15 protein-coding genes and 1 pseudogene are annotated in these 19,408 nt (G+C 50.3%); 14 read left to right on the top strand and 2 right to left on the bottom strand.

Translation table 11 applies throughout. The annotated features are described in order from the left end of the window. From BQ7117_RS06670 to BQ7117_RS06635, 8 genes are all read left to right on the top strand, one after another. The gene (locus BQ7117_RS06670; RefSeq protein WP_073996755.1) at positions 1-894 is read left to right on the top strand and encodes a diacylglycerol kinase family protein; all 894 of its coding nucleotides are present in this window, start codon (positions 1-3) and stop codon (positions 892-894) included. Beyond that, the gene (locus BQ7117_RS06665) at positions 888-1,466 is read left to right on the top strand and encodes a TetR/AcrR family transcriptional regulator (protein ID WP_073996754.1); all 579 of its coding nucleotides are present in this window, start codon (positions 888-890) and stop codon (positions 1,464-1,466) included. The genes BQ7117_RS06670 and BQ7117_RS06665 overlap by 7 nt, the downstream gene beginning before the upstream one ends. Continuing rightward, positions 1,463-3,133: a glycerol-3-phosphate dehydrogenase/oxidase gene (locus BQ7117_RS06660; RefSeq protein WP_073996753.1), complete on the top strand. Its 1,671-nt coding sequence runs from the start codon at positions 1,463-1,465 to the stop codon at positions 3,131-3,133. Before BQ7117_RS06665 ends, BQ7117_RS06660 begins: the two co-directional genes overlap by 4 nt. Beyond that, complete coding sequence (locus BQ7117_RS06655; RefSeq protein WP_073996752.1) at positions 3,126-3,386, top strand: hypothetical protein; 261 nt, start codon at positions 3,126-3,128, stop codon at positions 3,384-3,386. Before BQ7117_RS06660 ends, BQ7117_RS06655 begins: the two co-directional genes overlap by 8 nt. A gap of 197 nt (positions 3,387-3,583) precedes the next feature. Further along, the gene (locus tag BQ7117_RS06650) at positions 3,584-5,020 is read left to right on the top strand and encodes a purine-cytosine permease family protein (RefSeq protein ID WP_073996751.1); all 1,437 of its coding nucleotides are present in this window, start codon (positions 3,584-3,586) and stop codon (positions 5,018-5,020) included. Beyond that, complete coding sequence (locus BQ7117_RS06645) at positions 5,014-6,792, top strand: adenine deaminase (RefSeq protein ID WP_073996750.1); 1,779 nt, start codon at positions 5,014-5,016, stop codon at positions 6,790-6,792. Before BQ7117_RS06650 ends, BQ7117_RS06645 begins: the two co-directional genes overlap by 7 nt. Before the next feature lie 11 nt (positions 6,793-6,803). Further along, entirely contained in the window at positions 6,804-7,808 is a 1,005-nt protein-coding gene (gene add / locus BQ7117_RS06640; RefSeq protein ID WP_073996749.1) for an adenosine deaminase, read from the top strand. A gap of 30 nt (positions 7,809-7,838) precedes the next feature. Further along, entirely contained in the window at positions 7,839-8,396 is a 558-nt protein-coding gene (locus BQ7117_RS06635) for a GNAT family N-acetyltransferase (protein WP_073996748.1), read from the top strand. 86 nt (positions 8,397-8,482) lie between these two features. Here the strand turns inward: BQ7117_RS06635 and BQ7117_RS06630 are convergent, their stop codons facing one another. Continuing rightward, on the bottom strand, positions 8,483-9,379 hold the full coding sequence (locus tag BQ7117_RS06630; RefSeq protein WP_084789995.1) for an HAD-IIB family hydrolase: 897 nt from the start codon (positions 9,377-9,379) through the stop codon (positions 8,483-8,485). Positions 9,380-9,600: 221 nt separating this feature from the next. On the opposite strand from BQ7117_RS06630, the gene ppdK reads away from it, so the two are divergent. The 5 genes and pseudogenes from ppdK to BQ7117_RS06600 all read left to right on the top strand — a co-directional run bounded on the left by ppdK (position 9,601) and on the right by BQ7117_RS06600 (position 16,764). Further along, on the top strand, positions 9,601-12,333 hold the full coding sequence (gene ppdK, locus BQ7117_RS06625; protein WP_073996746.1) for a pyruvate, phosphate dikinase: 2,733 nt from the start codon (positions 9,601-9,603) through the stop codon (positions 12,331-12,333). Between the two features lie 139 nt (positions 12,334-12,472). Further along, positions 12,473-12,952, top strand: a pseudogene (locus BQ7117_RS07760) (FeoB small GTPase domain-containing protein). A 3-nt stretch (positions 12,953-12,955) separates the two neighbouring features. Further along, positions 12,956-13,489 carry a nucleoside recognition domain-containing protein gene (locus BQ7117_RS07755; protein WP_073996743.1) on the top strand — a complete coding sequence of 178 codons (534 nt, stop codon included), beginning with the start codon at positions 12,956-12,958 and terminating at the stop codon, positions 13,487-13,489. Between the two features lie 33 nt (positions 13,490-13,522). After that, positions 13,523-13,804 carry a FeoA family protein gene (locus tag BQ7117_RS06605; protein ID WP_202613029.1) on the top strand — a complete coding sequence of 94 codons (282 nt, stop codon included), beginning with the start codon at positions 13,523-13,525 and terminating at the stop codon, positions 13,802-13,804. 59 nt (positions 13,805-13,863) lie between these two features. Beyond that, entirely contained in the window at positions 13,864-16,764 is a 2,901-nt protein-coding gene (locus tag BQ7117_RS06600) for an FAD-binding and (Fe-S)-binding domain-containing protein (protein WP_073996742.1), read from the top strand. 59 nt (positions 16,765-16,823) lie between these two features. Here the strand turns inward: BQ7117_RS06600 and BQ7117_RS06595 are convergent, their stop codons facing one another. Next, positions 16,824-17,864 (bottom strand): alpha/beta hydrolase, encoded by a 1,041-nt coding sequence (locus tag BQ7117_RS06595; RefSeq protein WP_073996741.1) that lies wholly within the window; start codon positions 17,862-17,864, stop codon positions 16,824-16,826. Between the two features lie 331 nt (positions 17,865-18,195). On the opposite strand from BQ7117_RS06595, the gene BQ7117_RS06590 reads away from it, so the two are divergent. After that, complete coding sequence (locus BQ7117_RS06590) at positions 18,196-19,392, top strand: C40 family peptidase (protein WP_073996740.1); 1,197 nt, start codon at positions 18,196-18,198, stop codon at positions 19,390-19,392. The last annotated feature ends 16 nt before the right edge of the window (positions 19,393-19,408 follow it).

Genomic DNA, 19,408 nt, shown 5'->3' with positions numbered 1-19,408 from the left:
ATGGAAATCAAGTCAGTCGCCCTGCTCACGAATCCAATATCTGGGAAAGGGCGGGCTATAAAAGCCTCCGATATTGCCTATCGCCGCTTGCGGCAGCATGGAGTTCGGGTGGAAGTGCTCACCGGTGGAAATGAGGCAGATTCGCGGCGTCTAGCGAAAGAAGCTATCAATTCCGGAGATTTCTCGGCCTTGGTGGTGTGCGGTGGCGACGGGCTGATTACCACTGCTTTGCAGAGCCAAGCCCAGAGTGGTTTCCCACTGGGAATTATTCCGGCGGGCACGGGAAATGACCACGCGCGGCAGTACGGTATTCCGCTTGATGCCCAAGCCGCCGTTGATGTGATAGTGCAAGGCAATGCCATCACCACTGATTTGGGAATTATGCGTACGCCGAATGAGGAAAAGTGGTTTGGCACCATTGCTTGCTGCGGTTGGGATTCCTTAGTGACGGAGCGTACCAACGCAATTAGCTGGCCGAAAGGCGCTCTGCGTTATATAGCCGCGGGTTTAATTGAGTTTGCGCTACTGCGTCCGCTTCCAGCAGATATTGTGCTAGATGATGCGGAATTGCACGAGCCGATATCAATGATAACTATCGGAAATACGCGTACCTATGGTGGCGGGAAACCAATCTGTAAGAATGCCGATCCACAGAGCGGTAATTTCCATGTGACCATTGTAAAGAGCGTATCGCGGCGGAGAGGTCTTTATACTTTCCCCACCGTCATGGCGGGAATGATGGAAAATAAAGATATTGAAGTGCACTATGCGCGGAAAGTAATTCTAAATATGCCGGGAGCTCCTCTCTATGCAGACGGCGATAAATTTGCTTTCCCGCCGGCAGAGATTGAATGCATACCGGGAGCTGGAAAGTACTTGGTGCCAAAATGCTGAAACTTGTAGAGAAAGTGCTGCAACGCAATACTGATGCCACTGCGCAAGCTATTTTAGATGCAGCGCGCAGTTGTATTTTGTACGGAGGTGCTAACCCTAGCATCACTGATATTGCTAAAAAAGCCGGAATTAGCCGGCCTACCGTCTACAAAAGGTATCGCAACGTCACAGAAATTACTGCTGATGTGCTTACGCAGGAATTGCTGGAGTTACTGGATATTGAAGATATTCCGGATAACGGCCCGCTTTTTGTGCGCTACATAGTGCAGATGGCGGCGAAAGTGCGCGATAACGCGCTTTTGCAAATAATTATTAACGAAGAACCCGATTTACTCCTCACTTATCAGTTTGAGCGCTTGGGGCGCAGCCAGTTGGCAATTATCGACGTCTTGGCTTATTTGATTGAGCGCGTACCGGGCATAAATAAAGAAAATCCACTGCATAAAGCGGTATTTGTGCTCATAGCTGTGCAATCAGCAGCTCTGAGTGCGCGGATAGTGAGCGGCTTTATCGATGAAGAAAGCTGGGAAAAAGAATTAACCCAAATATTGGAAGGGTATTTAATAAAATGAATACTGCTTTGAATGCGGCCCGCCGGGAGCAGGAATGGGAAGCGTTAAAGAAAAATCCACAGGTAGATTTGCTAGTAATCGGAGGCGGAATTACCGGAGCAGGCATTGCTCTCGATGCGGCTACGCGCGGTCTAAATACAGTATTAGTGGAGAAACACGATTTAGGTTTTGGCACTTCGCGCTGGTCATCTAAATTGGCGCACGGCGGGCTGCGCTACTTAGCAAAAATGCAGGTGAATATCGCTTATCACTCTGCTTGCGAGCGGCGGATTATTATGGAAAATTCAGCTCCGCATTTAGTGCACCCCTTAGCGCAAGTCACGCCGCTGAATAGTTATATTTCTTTATTGCAAGCGCTGGCAGTTCGAGTTGGATATCTAGCTGGCGATTTGCTCAGTATGGCGGCTTTTACGAAGCGTTCCACTCTTCCGCGTTCGCGTTTTCTCGGGAAGAAACAGGCGCTCGAGTTAGTGCCAGCGGCAAAAAGAGACGGACTAAAAGGCGCGTGGGTGAATTATGACGGGCAGATGATAGACGATGCGCGGATGGTGCTGGCGGTAGCGCGCAGTGCGGCCGGAGCCGGTGCGAAAATTTTCACCTATTGCAGTGCCAGTGCTGCCACGGGGAACGGGGCATTACTGCATAATGAATTAACTGGGGAAGAATTCCAGCTAGAAGCAAAAGCGGTAATAAACGCAGCAGGCGTTTGGGCACCGGAATTAGATAAAACAATAAAGATTCGCCCCGCGCGCGGTACGCATTTAGTATTCGATGCGGAAACGCTCGGCAATCCTAAAGGTGCTCTCACTATTCCGCTCCGGGATTCAATTTCTCGCTATTTATTCATACTTCCGGCTGATAAAGGTCGCTGCTATCTAGGATTGACCGATGAGGATCAGCCGGGGCCTATTCCGGATGTGCCGGATACTCCAGAAGCAGATATTGATTTTCTTTTAGAAAATATCAACCCCGCTTTAGAGCGAAAATTAAGCCGAGCTGATATTCGGGGAGCTTTTACTGGCTTACGCCCCTTGCTCACTTCGGATACGGAGGCGGCTACCGCTGATCTTTCCCGGCGGCATGCGATTATTAAGTCCGCTAATGGCCTAGTTTCGATTGTGGGTGGAAAGTTCACCGAGTATCGCTATATGGCGGAAGAAGCACTAGACGAGACTCTGGCCTATCGCAATTTATTTGCGGAACCGTGCCGTACCCGTAACCTTCCTTTGGTAGGGGCGCCGCGGCATCCGGAAAATGAACGGGTGGCATTGCGTGATATTTACGGATTGCCGGAGTTCCTAATCAGACGCTATGGAAAAGAATCCCGCCGGGTAGTGGCAGAGGCTACGGTGGCGAATCCGCTCGGAAGAATTGCGGATTTGGATTTGACGCGGGCGGAAGTAGAGTTTGCTATTACGCATGAGGGGGCGCTTTGTGTAGAAGATATTTTGGAACGCCGGACGCGCCTTTCTATGATTCCAGAGCAAGCAGAGGCAGCGCGCGCGGAGATAGCGGAAATTTTTCAAATGCTAAATAGCCCGGCGGCGGTAGATAAAGCGGAAGCTGCGCAGGAGAAAGCTGCGTCGAAGGAAGCTGCGTCGAGTTTAGAAGCGGTAGTGAGTGGAAAATCTCCAGCTAAAGGGCAAGGAAAACGGAGGCATGGATAAAATGAAAGAGTTGGCATTTAAACTGTTCGGAATAGCACAGGCGCGTTTTCCGCGGCAAATGGGAGCAATTATGCGGAAAGTGACTTCTACGATTCCGAAGCTGAGCCGAAAAAAGAAAAAGGCTTTCCCTACCGCCGGAATAGAAGCTGCGAATAAGGCGGCACGGGTGAAGGTACATCCTCCGCGCGATCCGCAGCGCACGAATGGGGTACTAGCAGCTAATAAAGCAGCGGGAGTCCCCGGCGCGCAATGAGCAAAAGTGCAATGAGTAAGCGCGCGCAATGAATAAATGAGTAGATGCATTCTCATAAATAAGGCGCGACTGTCTCATAGAGTGAGTAATTCCTGCTTTTTTATAGCTCAGCTTGCTCATCTTTAGATGAGAGCATACGCTAATAGCGGCCCTAACCCAGTTCGGCTGGGCACCTTTCTCATCTAAAGGAGACACATTTGTCAGGTCCGGTAGCGGAAGTAGATAATCTGCCAGATTCGAACTTCGACCAGCAAGGGATTGATATCGTTCCGCCTGAAAAGCGGGATGGACGCCCGAAAGATTTATTTTTTCTCTGGGCAGGCACCACCACCAATATATTCACCGTATCTTACGGGGCGATGCTGGTGCTGCTATTTGGCCTCAACTTTTGGCAAGCATTAACAGCCATCATTCTCGGTAATTTATTTTCTTATCCGCTCTTGGCTCTCGCCTCTGTGCAAGGTCCTGCCACCGGCACCACCAATATGACTATATCGCGGGCTTGGCTCGGGCCGCGCGGCGGGCGCCCCAACGGGGTATTTTCCTGGCTAATGTTGCTTGGATTTGAAGCGGCAGGTCTGATTCTGGTGTACTACGCCGTAGCTGCTCTACTTTCATTAGCAGGAATTTCTCTCGGGTCGGCAGGGGAAATTGTTTTAATCGCTGCCCTCGGAATCCTTCAGATGCTGCTGCCGTTAATTGGTTATCACCTACTCATGGTGGCACAAAAATACGCCGCGATAATTTTTGCCGGTGCATTCTGTGTATTAGCAGTGGTAATAATTCCGCGCACCAATATATTTGATGCCACTGCCGGTGCCACTACGGCTACTTTAATCAGTGCAATAAGTTTCGTAGCTATCTCTGGTGGTCTGAGCTGGGCTTGCTCAGGAAGTAATTTTTCTCGTTATCTTCCGCGTGATACACGCCCTGGGGAAGTAGGTATCTGGGCAGCTCTAGGTGGTTTTATTCCTTATTTACTTTTACAGACTCTCGGGGCGGCCATGGCGACTGTCGCGGTGGATGCTACGGTAGACCTATCGGATCCTTTAGCTATTCCAGCTATTTTACCGGCCGGTTTTGCAATTCCGTTTTTGCTTTTGGTGGCGTTCGGACTCCTTTTACAAAATAGTACGAATCTGTATTCTTCTTCTTTGAATCTATTAACGGCAGGAATTCCTGCCCGGCGTTCCGTAGTGGTAGTCACCGATTCTTTAATCTGTATAGCCGCCACCATCTTGGCTGTTTCCCACTCTGCTTTTTATCAATTCTTGAGTGCTTTTGTGGGTTCACTCAGTATCTGGCTAGCGCCCTGGGTTACTATCTATCTACTGAATTGGGCGTTGAAACGCGGTAAATATGACCTCGCTGGCTTAATGAATATCAAAGGTGGCCCATATTGGGGTTGGGGAGGAATACAAATACCAGGTTTCTGCGCTTTAGCGGCGGGAATGCTGGCGGCGGCTTTATTCGCCAATACGGGTTATTTTGTGGGAAGCATAGCTGCTGCTCTTTCCCCAGCCAATCCGGCAGCTGCTCCAGATTTGGCAATTCCGGCTGGAATCTGTGTGAGCGCGCTTATTTACCTAAGTTTAGAAAAAATTATGCAAAAAAATAAAGGAGAGAAATGCTGAATCGTCATCTATTAGATGTAGCTTATGCGCGGGATTTTGCCGATACCGTCATTAAAAATGGGCGTTTAGTAAATGTGTTGACGGGGGAGATTTATCCCGCCGATATCGCTATTGCTGATGGGCGAATTGCTGCCGTAGGTGATGTAAGTGCGCAGTGCGGCCCAGATACCGAGATAATCGACGCGGAAAACCGCTATCTCACGCCGGGGTTAATTGATGGGCATTTACATATTGAGTGTTCAAAACTCTCCGTCACCATGCTTTCGGAATTACTTTCGCGCTACGGTACTACCTCCGCAATTTCTGGTCTAGATCAGATTTTGGTGGCCGCGGGCGTAGAGGGAGTAAAAGAATTTTTACAGGAGACCGAGCAAGGATCGATGCACGTATGGTGGGGAGCTCCCACGCGCGCTCCCTACACAATTCCGGAATCGAATGTCGGCTATACTTTCCGCTCGAAAGATCACGAAAAAGCGCAAAAGATGCCAGAATGTGTCGGGCTCTGGGAAACCGTGCAGGAAATGGTCGAAGATGGCGATGAAGAAGTCTTAGCGGCCCTAGATTTAGCGCAGGAGAATCGGCTTCCGGTATTTGGCTGTGCACCTCTGATTGATGCACGGCGTACTGCTGGTTTCGCTGCCGCCGGGGTGGCACTCTGCCATGAATCGTATTCTCCGGAAGAGGAACTGGAGAAGATGCGCAATGGCATTAATATTATTATTCGGGAATCTACCGCCGCGCCGATGTTGCGAGAAAACATTAAATTGATTACGGAAATGGGAGCGCCGAGTGATCGGGTTGGTTTCTGTACAGACGATATCACTGCTACCGATGTGCTTTCCCGCGGGCATCTGGATTACGTAGTGCGCCTAGCTATCGAGTGTGGAGTTACTCCTATGCAGGCGATTCAAATGGGTACTATTAATACGGCGCGGATGTTTAGACTAGATCATCAGATTGGCTCGATTGCTCCGGGGCGTTTTGCAGATATTCTCTTCGTAGATGATTTAGAAGATTTCCGCCCGCAGCAGGTGATGAAAGCGGGAAGAATCGTGGCTCGAGGTGGTTTGCCGGTACAGCCGCCCGTCATTCCTGAACGGAGCGCCACCGTGCTAGATACTTTCCGGATTGGGGAAATCGCTCCGGAACGTATTAAGGTGACGGCTGCGGGTGAGAGTGCCACTGTGCAAGCTATCGTGCTCAGCAAGGATGTAGCTTTCCGCCGTCCGGGCGCCCATATTGAGCTGCCGGTGGTAGACGGAGTAGTACAGGTGGATACGAAGCAAGATGCCATTATGGTGGCAGTGGCCGAGCGTTACGGCAAGACCGACAATCTGGCAGTGGCTTTTGTAAATGGATTCGGAATTAAAAAAGGCGCAATCGCCACTTCCAATGCTCCAGATGATAATAATGTGGTGGTAGCTGGTACAAATGCCGCAGATATGGCTTTGGCAATCAATGAGGTTGCTAAGATGGGCGGCGGGCAAATTGCCGTGGCAGATGGAGAAGTGCTCGCTCGTCTTCCGCTTCCGGTAGGCGGTATCGTGGCAGATCTGCCGGCCGAAGAGATGGCTGCCGCCGAGAAGAATATGGATCGGGTAGCTCGGGAAGAATTGGGAAGCGATTTGGAATCTCCTTTCGGCCAGCTCCTCTTCCTCTCAATCACCGCTATCCCGGAATGGGCAATTACCGATTTAGGATTAATTGACTGTGTAAAATTTGTAGTAGCAGACCCGGTAGTAGATTCGCCGGCTGGGCGCACTAATAACTGAAAGGTGTAAAAATGCAGGTTTCTTCCTTTGTGCAAAAACTTCCAAAAGTAGAGCTACATCTACATATTGAAGGCACTCTAGAGCCAGATTTGAAATTTAAGCTGGCGCAGCGGAATGGAATTGAGCTAGCCGAAAAAACTGCGCAGGAAGTATATGATTCCTACCAGTTCACCGATTTAGCTTCTTTCCTGGCTTCTTATTACGACGGCATGCAGGTGCTGCGTACCAGTGCTGATTTCTATGATCTAGCGATGGAATATCTGAAAAAAGCTGCTGCGCAGAACGTGCGCTACGCCGAGATATTCTTTGATCCGCAGGCGCACACTTGCCGCGGAGTCAGCTTCGATACCGTGATTTCCGGTTTACATCGGGCACAGGTGGAAGCGGAGCAGACTCTCGGAATACAGTCTGCGCTCATCATGTGCTTCTTGCGAGATTTCCAGGCCGAATATGCGATGGCTACCCTGCTTGAGGCGCTTCCCTATAAGAAGTGGATTCTCGGAGTTGGTTTAGATTCTGATGAGACCGGCAACGCCCCCGATAAATTCGCGGCAGTTTTTGCCCGTGCCCGGCAAGAGGGTTTCCTTCTCACCATGCACGCCGATGTGGATATTAAAGATTCAATTGAACATATCCGCCAGCTAATTGAGGAAATTAAAGTAGACCGCATCGATCACGGCACTAATGTAGGAGAAAATTCGCAATACGTAGATTACCTGGTAGAGCACAAAATTGGTTTGACTTGCTGCCCGGTATCTAATACGTGGGTTTCAGACGGCTCGAAAATACCGTTGATTGCTAAGCTAGCGGAGCGGGGAGTGAAGGTGAGCATCAACTCTGACGATCCGGCCTATTTCCGCGGCTATATCAACGAAAACTTCCAACTAGTGGCAGATGAGCTAGGAGCAGATCCGGAATTTTTGGCGCAGCTGAGCCTCAATGCGGTAGATATTTCGTGGGCAGCTCCGTCGCTTAAGGAACGCTTGCGGGCGGAGATTCGCGCCACGCTCAACTAATAGTTTCTTTTTGTTCGGGGTGTAATTTTCTTGGAAATCAGAGAGGCGCAGTTAGCAGATCTCGATGCCTTAGTAGAGCTTAGCCGCGATACTTTCGAAGAAACTTTCGCTTATCTCTATCCACCCGCAGATTTGCAGAATTTTTTAGCTACTGCCTATACGCAGGAAAGCTATGCGGAGCAGATTCAAGATGCAGATAGCAGTATCTGGGTTTTGGTAGACGGAGAAAAACTCTGCGGATATGTGACGGCGGGTAACTGTATTTTGCCGCATCCGGAGATGCGCGCGGAAGACGGAGAGATTAAGCGGATTTATCTGCGTGCTGCTTACCAAAGAGGGGGCTGGGGTACCAGACTTTTCGAAACTGCCTTAGATTGGCTTATTTCGAGAGGGAAATCCACTATTTGGCTAGGAGTATGGGCAAATAATTACGGAGCGCAGAAACTATATAAACGGCACGGTTTCACACACGCGGGGGAATATCGCTTCGTTGTGGGGGAGAGCCGTGACCGGGAGTTTATTTATCGAAAAATCGTAACGGAGGAAGAGAAATCGCACCGAGCAGCGGAGCGGGGAGTAGAGAGCTAATTAGTGTTAGCGCTAGTTAGTTATTACTTCTTGGCTAAGTTTCTAGTTGCAGATAAGCTCGATAACTAAAGCCGTTCCTAATGCTATTAGTTAAGCCTCGGGCCGCTGTACTCCGCCAGATAATTTTCAATGAAGCGCGCTACGGCATCATCTGCGTGATGCCCGATGCGCGCTTCGCATACTTCCATCACTTCGGGGCGGGCATTTTTTACTGCAATTGGATGCCCGATTTCGCGTAGCCAGCTTACGTCATTTCCGCCGTCTCCGAAGCCGGCTACTTTTCCCAGGTCGATGCCTTTCCTTTCGGCCAATATCTGCATTCCTTTATCTTTACCTTCGCCGGGGGCGGTCATTTCGTAAAAATTGGTCATTGAGCGGTCTATATAAGGGAAACGCGCCTTTAATTCGGTATTTAGGCTATCTAAATAAGCTGGATCTGGATGCCCAAACATCACGTTATACACCAGCGTTGGATCTACTGTATCCAAATCTTGTACATCAATCTTAAATACGGCGTACCCGCCCTGCGTCCAGCGATTTCCTTCTTCAAATACTTCTACTACCAAGCGGTCAGGGAGGGTAAATACCGTCACTAGCCCTAATTCCCGCCCAGTTTGAATAGCTAATCGGGAAATTTCTTCTGGCATGGGTTGGGAGTAAATAATCTCTTCGGTAGCTAAATCTCCGATACGGGTGCCGTTACTGGCAATCACTATGCCGTGATGTCCCGCGCGCCGCAAGGGATCGGCCGCAACGGGGAGAATTCGCCCGGTGACTATTATTGGTTCGATACCGGCTTGGGAAAGGGAGCGTAGTGCTGCTACTGCTCTTTCTCCTACGCTTCCCTCCGCATCGGCGATTGTGCCGTCGACATCAAAGGCCATAGCTTGCAGCGGGCCAATTCGGCGCGCTAATTCCTGTAAATCACTATCGCTGTTTCCAAAATAAGGAGGTAAAGAAGACCCCATAGTCATCAATCGCATTCTGCTCGAAAATCTTTCACTTCGTTCTCAGTATAGTAGTTGTGAAAATCTCTTTCGATGCGGTGTAGGCGTTAAATATATGCGAAAAATTAGTGCTAATCTGGACGTTGGTCCTATTATCATTTACACTTATTTTACAATTAAATAAATCTGTAAAAATTGTAGGCAGTTACAATTAAATAAGCATTCTGTGCTGTGTTATTCCCGTGGAGGGGAAATATATGACGAAATACGTATATGACTTTACTGAAGGCAATAAAGATCAGAAAGAGTTGTTAGGTGGCAAAGGTGCCAATTTGGCAGAGATGACCCATTTAGGTTTGCCGGTACCCCCAGGATTTACTATTACCACCGAGGCGTGCCGTGCTTATCTGCGTACGGGAGCGGTACCGGAAACCCTCGAAGTGGAAGTCACCACGGCTATTGCCGGCATTGAAAGCAAAATGCATAAACGGCTTGGTAATGAAAAAGATCCTTTACTGCTTTCGGTGCGTTCAGGTGCGAAGTTTTCTATGCCGGGCATGATGGAGACGGTGCTCAATATTGGTCTGAACGATGTGTCAGTAGCTGGTCTGAGTGCCCAGTCGCAAAATCCTCGTTTTGCTTGGGATTCTTACCGGCGTCTAATCCAAATGTTTGGTAAGACAGTACTGGGAATTGATGATTCCTTCTTCTCCACGGCACTGCATGGCTTGCAGGATAGAAAAGGCTACGCCGGCGATCTTGATATGACCACTGAGGATCTGCAGCAGCTGGTAGTGGAATATAAAGAAATAGTGAAAGCAGAAGCGGGAATCGAATTTCCGCAAGATCCCCGCCAGCAGCTCGATATGGCAGTAGAAGCCGTATTTAATTCCTGGAACACTGATCGGGCTCGCCTGTATCGGCGGCGGGAGCGCATTTCGAATGATTTAGGTACTGCGGTGAATGTGCAGACCATGGTCTTTGGCAATATGGGCACGGGCTCGGGCACGGGCGTTTGCTTCACGCGTGATCCTTCTACCGGGCATACCGGCGTTTACGGTGATTACCTGGAGAATGCACAGGGTGAGGATGTAGTAGCCGGTATCCGTAATACTCTTTCTCTCGCCGACTTAGAGAAAATCGATAAGACTTCTTATGATGAATTACTCGATATTATGGAGCGTCTCGAGGTGCACTACCGCGATATGTGCGATATCGAATTTACAATTCAGCAAGGCAAGCTCTGGATGCTGCAGACTCGCGTAGGGAAGCGTACAGCACCGGCGGCGTTTAGAATTGCTAAGCAGCTAGTAGATGAGCGTTTGATTACGCGCGACGAAGCCGTTACTCGGGTAACGGGTGATCAGCTCACTTCTCTGCTCTTCCCGCAGTTCGATAAGAGTGCCCCGAAAGAGATTATTTCGAAAGGAATGCCGGCTTCTCCCGGTGCGGCAGTAGGCGAAATCGTATTCGATAACGAGCAGGCAGAGCAGCGTTCGCAGGCTGGTGCCTCCGTAATTTTGGTACGTCGCGAAACTAATCCAGATGATTTAGCTGGAATGGTTGTGGCTGCGGGAGTACTTACTTCTCGAGGCGGAAAGACTTCGCACGCGGCAGTGGTAGCGCGCGGTATGGGGCGTACCTGCGTAGTGGGAGCAGATGATCTCGTAGTAGACGAAGAAGCCGGTACCATGTACGTGAAGTCGGTGGATAAGACCTATCACGCCGGAGATTTAATCGCGATTGACGGCGGTACCGGAGAGATATTTGCCGGTCGGGTGCCAGTGGTAGATTCTCCGGTAATGGCGTATGTATCGGATGGTTTGGAAGCGGCGCTGCAAATTTGTGACGACGAAGAATCGCGCGAATTGGTATATGCCGTAGATCAAATTCTGAGCCGCGCCGATGCGAAGCGGAATTTGGAAGTATACGCCAATGCTGATACTCCGGAAGACGCGCAGCGCGCACGGAAATTCGGAGCGCAAGGAATTGGGTTGTGCCGTACCGAGCATATGTTCCTGGGCGAGCGCCGGAAGCTGATTGAAACAGTAATTTTAGCTGAATCCGAGGAAGATCAGCAGGAAGCTTTGCGGGCACTGATTCCACTCCAAGAAGGAGATTTCGAAGGTATTTTCTCGGCGATGGACGGTTTGCCGGTAATTGTGCGGTTAATCGATCCGCCTTTGCATGAGTTCTTACCGGATAATACGGCCCTTTCGGTGGAATTAGCGGTAAAGAAAGCCTTAGGCGAAGAGATTACTGCGGAAGAAACTAAGCTGCTCAAGGCAGTGAAAGCGAACCATGAGCAAAATCCGATGTTGGGATTGCGTGGCGTGCGTTTGGGCTTGAAACTGCCTGGCTTGGTGAAGCTGCAGATTCATGCCATTGCCAATGCTTGCGCAGCCCTGCAAAAAGCTGGAAAGAATCCACGCCCCGAAATTATGGTGCCACTCATTGCCTCGGAGCGGGAGATGCAGATTGTGCGCGATTGGGCATTGAAGATTATTAAAGAAACTTCGGAGCGGGAAGGCGTAGAGCTGGATATTCCGATTGGCAATATGATTGAGCTGCCGCGGGCTGCTATTCGGGCGGAGCGCATCGGGTTAGAATCTGATTTCTTCTCCTTCGGTACCAACGATTTAACTCAAACTACCTGGGGATTCTCTCGTGACGACGTAGAAGCTTCGTTCTTCACTCAGTATTTCGATTATTCGGTATTCGGCACCTCGCCTTTCGAATCTATCGATACGCGCGGAGTGGGCGCATTGGTACAGATGGGTGTAGAGCGCGGTCGGAGCGTGAAGCCGCAGATGCATATGGGCGTATGCGGAGAGCACGGTGGAGATCCGGCTTCGATTCACTTCTTCGAATATGCGGGCTTGGATTACGTATCCTGCTCACCATTCCGGGTGCCGGTAGCACGCCTAGAAGCTGGCCGGGCGGTCATCGCTAATGAATGTGATTTAGCGCAGCCACCCAGTGAAAAGTAAGTAAAATTTCCAACTATTCCCCCGAAGCTATTTTTCTGTAGCTTCGGGGGTTTTCTTTTGTGCGCAGGGCTTTAAAAGTTGGCAGCTGCCGCACTGGTTTCACGCAAAGTAGCTGCTTGGGCAAAAACAGTTAAGTAGCATGAGGAAGGCTTTACGGATGAGGATAGCGTTTGCGGGTAATCCTAATAGTGGTAAAACTACTATGTTTAATGTTCTGACCGGCTTAAAGGTAAAAGTCGGCAATTGAGGCGGCGTCACCGTCGGGCAGACAGAAGGAAAAATTAAAGAAGAATATGCCGGAGAGGCAGAGGCGGTAGTGGTGGATTTACCGGGCGCCTATTCTATGTCTCCTTTTACTCCGGAAGAGGGAATTACCAGCGAGTACGTGCGGGAGACCCAGCCGGATGCGATTGTGAATATCGTTGATGCCACTAATTTGAATCGGAGTCTTTTCTTTACTACTCAGTTGTTGGAGCTAGGTATTCCGGTAGTGGTAGCGCTCAATAAGAGCGATATTAATAGAAAAGAGCATACGGATATCAATGTGGCAGAGCTGGCGCAGAAGTTGAATTGTCCGGTAGTGGAAACGGTTTCTACCACTAAACAGCACGCTGATTAAGGTATGGAAGATACCTCTATCTTGGCTTCAATAGCTTCGCCAGTTGCGGTTTTCTTGATTCCGCTGGGCTTCGGTGCTTGGCAATTAGCGGCAGCAGCCGTCACTGGCTTTATTGCGAAAGAGAATGTAGTAGGCACCCTCGCCGTGGTTTACGGACTCACTAACTTTATTGATCCAGATGAATTAGCTATGACCGGTGGGGCAAATGAAATTGCTATTACCATGGGGCTCACCTCGGTAACTGCACTTTCGTATCTGTTCTTCAACCTCTACACTCCACCTTGCTTCGCTGCTATTGGCGCTATGAATTCAGAAATGCAAGATAGAAAATGGCTTTGGAGTGCAATCGCTCTCCAATTCTGCACCGGCTATACGGTAGCCTTCCTGGTAAATCAGATTGGCAGCTTAATAGTGGAGGGGCATCTCGGAAATGGATTCTTCCCTGGATTATTGGTGGTAGCAGTGATGGCAGCGAGCATTGCCTTTGTGGCACGCAGAATGCTGCTCTGGCCGGGGCGCATAAAACCTTGTCGGTAAGCGTCTACAGTCATGGAAAGCAGGTGAACCCCGGTGAATGCGCTTGCTGCCACGGCCAGTAATGATAGCGTTTCTGATGCGGCGCTCTTTACCGAAGAAAAAATGAATCTACTAAATGCGGAAGTAGGCAAGACTTATGTAATAAAGTCCATATCCACTACCGATTCTGATATGGATACTTTCCTCTTTCGTCTGGGATGCTATAGCGGAGAAGAAATTACTGTACTCACAAAAAAGCGCAATGTCTGCATAGTAGTTATCAAAGATAGCCGCTACAGTATTGACAATTTACTGGCGGAGGCAATCTGTATTTAGGCTGGATATGATTTTTTACTTTCTTTCTCAGTAAGATATGAGAGAAGAAAGGGAAGAATATGCCAGAGCAGACGGAGCTAGTGCCCCCGCAGGTAGAGCAAGCATTGGCGGAATTAGCAGCAAGCATTTCCGGCGAAGTAGAGTCCTCGACTCGGGTGCGCGCTGAATACACCAGCGATGCTTCTAATTATCGGGTGGTGCCGGCGGGAGTAGTCTTCCCGCGCCACGCAGAAGATGTGCGAAAAATTTTGGCAGTTTGCCGGCGGCATCATATGCCGGTAGTGGCGCGCGGCGGCGGCACCTCCGTGGCGGGCAACTCAATTAGCAGCGGCATAGTGTTGGATTTTTCGCGGCATATGCACCGAATTCTGCATATAGATCCACAGGCACGCACGGCTACTGTGGAGCCGGGTGTGGTGATGAGTGATTTGCAGGCGGCGGCGGCTCCTTATGGTTTACGCTTCGGGCCGGATCCTTCTACGCAAAATCGCGCTACTTTCGGGGGAATGGTAGGAAACAATGCTTGTGGACCCCATGCGGTAGCGTGGGGGCGCACTGCCGATAATGTGTTAGAGCTGCGATGTATTGACGGCACCGGTCGCGAATTTACGGCAGGCGCCGGGGAAATGCCGGAACCTTTAGCAGACTTAGTGGCGGCTAATTTAAGTGATATCCGCACTAACTTAGGCCGTTTTCCGCGGCAGGTATCAGGCTATGCGCTAGAGCATCTCTTACCGGAAAATGGGCGTGATTTAGCAAAAATGTTGGTGGGCTCGGAAGGCACGCTGGTCACCTTACTAGAAATAAAACTGCGGCTAGTGCCACTGGCTGCAGCTCCAATGCTGGTGGTCCTCGGGTATCCAGATATGCCAGCTGCGGCCGATGCGGTGCCGGATATTTTGCCGTATAAGCCCTTGGCAATTGAAGGCATGGATCGCGAATTAGTAGAGGTAGTGCGCCGCGCACGCGGAGAAGTGCCGGAATTACCGGATGGCGGCGGCTGGCTGCTAGTGGAAGTAGGAGCACAAGAAGGCGAAGACCCCCAAGAAGTGCCCCAGCGGGCAGAGGCTATTGTAAAAGCGGCGGGAACTACTGCCTATTCGATACAAGCAGCGGGAGCTGCGGCGCAAAGGCTCTGGAGAATTCGTGCCGATGGAGCTGGCCTCGGTGGGCGAACTCCAGCGGGCTCGCCCGCCTGGCCGGGTTGGGAGGATTCGGCTGTACCTCCGGAGCAGTTAGGGAACTATCTGCGCGCTTTACAAAAATTACTTGCTAAGTATGAATTAGCTGGGCTTATGTATGGCCACTTCGGAGATGGCTGCGTGCATATCCGGATAGATTTTCCGCTGCATAAAGCGGGCGGGGCAAAAGTATTTAGAGATTTCCTAGTTGCGGCTGCGGATTTAGCTCTCAGTTTTGGCGGCTCACTCTCGGGCGAACATGGAGACGGCCGTGCCCGTTCAGAACTTTTAGCGCGCATGTATCCGCCGAAAATTATTGAATTATTTTCCCAAGTAAAAGCGATTTTCGATCCACAGGATTTACTAAACCCTGGGGTATTGGTACGCCCGCGTGCGCTTGATGCGGATCTGCGCCGCCCAGCGGCGCCCGCGCTCGCCTATGCGGGAGGATTTCATTTCTTAGCTGACGATGCAGATTTCACTAATGCTTTACATCGCTGCACCGGAGTGGGGAATTGCCGGGCAGATAGAATGGATGCCGGATTTTTTATGTGCCCGTCCTATCAGGCAACTAAAGAAGAAAAAGATGTGACGCGCGGAAGAATGCGGGTCTTGCAGGAAGCTGCCAATGGCCAGCTAGTAGCTACTTTTGCGGATGCGGCGGTATTAGAATCTCTCGATCTTTGCCTCGGCTGTAAAGCTTGCTCGAGTGACTGCCCTACGGGAGTAGATATGGCGCGCTATAAATCTGAAACACTTTACCGCGCTTATAAAGGGAAATTGCGCCCGATTACGCATTATTTATTGGGAAATTTACCGATATTGGCGCGTCTCGTGGTGCGCGTGCCGGGGTTGGCTCGCTTTGCTAATAGTTGTTTCCGCATCGCGCCGCTGCGGAAATTGGCTTTTTCTCTTTCCGGAATTGATCAGCGGCGCGATATGCCGGGATTTGCGCAGCGTTCTTTTTCGGCGTGGGCCCGGCGCAGCGGGCAATTCTCCTCGCAGTTGCCAGCTGAGCTAGCGGCGGATTTACCCGCACAAGAGAAACGGCGCTATGTGGTGCTTTGGGCAGATTCGTTCTCCGAAAGTCTCGATACGCGCGGAGCTCAAGCGCTCGCGGAGTTATTGCAGAGATACGGATACACGGTGTTACTTCCTCCGGCTTCGCCCTGCTGTGGTTTGACTTGGATTACTACTGGTCAGCTCCAGACGGCTAAGAAAAAACTCCAGCATCTTTTTGGAGTGCTGGCGCCTTTTGCGAAGAATGGGATTCCGATAGTGGGAGTGGAGCCTTCGTGTACGGCGGTATTGCGCGACGACGCGTTAGATTTACTGCCGGAAGATAAGCGGGCTTCGCTTATTGCCAGTATGACCTTTACGCTGGCGGAATTGCTCACCCATCCTGAATTCGGGGTGGGAGAGCAGTTGAATCTGCCAGATCTGCAAGGAATGAAAATTGTGGCGCAGCCGCATTGCCATCATTATTCGGTAATGGGGTGGAAAAAAGAGGCAGCTTTACTGCGAAAAACTGGTGCTGAATTAGTACAGCTGAGTGGCTGCTGTGGTTTAGCAGGAAATTTCGGGATGGAAAAAGGCCACTACGAAATTTCGCAGGCGGTAGCGCAGAATCAACTATTGCCGAAACTAGCTGCGGCGGGAGCAGAGGCAGTGTATCTAGCGGATGGTTATTCTTGCCGCACCCAAGCAGCGCAGTTGGCAGGAAAGCAGGGTGTGCATCTGGCCGAGTTGCTGCTAAAAGGGAAAGAAGTGCGCCGCTAGAAATTGCTAGGAGAGTTTTGCGAGAAAAGATTTGCTAGGAGAGATTTGCGGGAATCAGGTTAGCTAAGTGGCAAATCAGCTAGCCAAGTGGTCAGACTCTGGTAGCAGAGCTGACGCACGGCGGCGCGGGAAAGCAGTACATCGTGTATAGCACCGGGTAATTTGCGCAGTAGTACATTATTTCCTAGTTGGGGTACCCGTTTCCAAATTTGTTCTACCGAGAGTACGGCGTCGCTTTCCAATACCTTCTCATTCCAAGAGGTGAAATTAGAACTCTGGGCAGAAGTAAAGGTGATTATCGGGCAGGTAATACCTAAGCCGTTTTCTACTTCTGCTTGCCCAGAGAACACTGCATTTAGCCAACCGAAGCGCACCGGGAAAGTAGGAATATGCCAGTAGCGTGGATTAGGTTGCCAGCCGGTGGTGAAGAAAGGATCGCTCTGCGGGTCGCTTTCTGTGGGGGAAAGCCCGGCCGCGAGATTCCCCCCAGTTTTTCCGCGGTAGTAATAACCGGCAGGGCCGTTCGGTATTACTTTATAGGGATCGCGCTTAGCTAGTAGACGCAGCAGCGGGGCAGTGATTTTTCGTACCGGCCACTGGTATTGTAATTCCAGCCAAGGCGAGTTGAGGATTAATCCGGCACATGCTTGTGGATTTTTTCCTGCCCATAGAGCAGCTGTGAGACCGCCGGTGGAATGCCCGTAGAGAATAAAAGGAACTGGGCTCTGCGCAGTGGCGTAAGCACGGGCAAAATCTATTTCCTGGGTGTAATCATGTAAATCGGCAATATATCCCCAAATTTCCTTTGCTTGGTGGGAACGCCCAAACCGGCGTAAATCGCAGGCATAGAAATTTCCTCCTTGCGAGGCGATAAAGCGCGCAAATTCTTTATGGAAAAAGTAATCGTTCCAGCCATGGAGAAAAAGGAGATTGAAACGTTGTGGTGTGGTAGTGCAGGGGAGGGCGTCCGGGTCTTTTTCTGGCTGGTAGCGAATAAGAGTGGCGCGGGTAGATCCAGAGTTTTCCTCTATTGGGAAATAAGCATAAGAAAATCCATCCCCTAGTTCGTCGGGATACCACTGCAAAGCGCCGTCACTCATAGTTGTATTTTGCCATATTTATTTAAAGGAAGGGGCTGTGATTTACCTAGCAGGAAATTTAATAAATATATTGTGAGGAGGCAGGTATTTCATTTATAAAATGCCAAAATGTTGATATTTAGCAGGGGAAATAGAAAAGCGGTTAGTTAAAGATGGTGTAAATGTTACAAAAGTAATGAATGTGAATTGTGGGAATTTTGATTTATCTGTTTAAAATTGTTAGTCTTTGTTATATTCTCGTTACAGATAGGTTTTCGACACACCGTGGAGAACCTTGAAAATCAAGATAGCTTAGAGTAAGGCAATCGCGGAAGGCAAGATAGGTCATTATATGAAGCGTTTAGTGAAGAAAGCGGCTGTAGTGAGCACCGCTTTGCTGTTACCGATATCTGCCACTGCGGTGGCCTATGCGGTGCCAGACGGCGCTGGGCAAGGTCAAACCACCGTAGCTGCTATTGAAGAAGAACTGCAACAGCTCGCAGCGGAGAGCGATAAGGCGCAAGCTAATGCGGCGCAGGCGCAGGCCGATGCGATTAAGACGCAGGGAGCGCTTTTTGCTTCGATTGATGAAGCAGTTAAGGCGCAAGAAAAGGCAGACGCCGTCAAAAAAGACTTACATTCTGCGCAGCGTAACCTAGGATCTATTGCCCAGGCAATGTATCAGGATTCAGCTGGTAATTTGCGCGATGCTCACTATATATTTGGTGCCGATAATTTAGAGAGTGCATTGCACCGCTCACAAGCTTTTGATTTATTGGCAAATGGCACTGATGCGAAGATCCAACGTTTTGAAGAACTGAGTAAGACTTCCGCTACTTTGCAAGCTAAAGCAGATGCAAAAGCGGCTGAACAATCTAAGCAGGCAGAAAAAGCTGAGAGCGCGGTAGCAGCTGCGCAATCGGCAGCAGCGGCAGTAGATAAACAAATTGCCAGCGCCACCAAACGGCGAGATGCTTTAGCTGCAAAATTAGCGGCTGAGCGGGCTACCAGCGTAGAAGCGGAAAGAGCGCGCTTGGCGCAAATGGAAGCAGAGCGGGTGGCGCGGGCCAATGCTGCTGCAGCTAGTGTAGTAGGAGCTGCCCAGCAGAGCTCTCCAGTTCCAATTCCCGCACCGACGCCTGCTCCAACTCCGGCCCCGGCTCCAACTCCCGCACCGGCACCGGCTCCGCAGCCCGCTGCTCCAGCTGGTTTAGGACCACAGATTGCAGCTTATGCACAGCAGTTCTCTGGGGTTCCCTATGTATGGGGCGGAAGTACTCCGGCTGGCTGGGATTGCTCGGGATTTGTTTCTTATGTGTATCAGCATTTTGGTATTAGCTTGCCGCATAGTTCTTATATGATGTATGCCCAGTATGGGCATCTGCAAGTGCCGGCTTCTCAGGCTCGCCCCGGCGATATTATGCACTGGCCGGGTCACGTAGGAATCTACGTGGGAGGCGGTATGCACATAGCGGCGCATAGCCCCGGTATGGGTACTTCGGTGAAGCCAGTTTGGGGTAATCCGATTTATCTGCGGATAGTGAACTAAGCTGAGCTAAACTCCT

This window comes from Arcanobacterium urinimassiliense (assembly GCF_900119495.1).
GTDB lineage: Bacteria > Actinomycetota > Actinomycetes > Actinomycetales > Actinomycetaceae > Arcanobacterium_A > Arcanobacterium_A urinimassiliense.
Note: the sequence above shows the minus strand (reverse complement) of the source record. Positions and strands in the feature narration are given on the sequence as shown.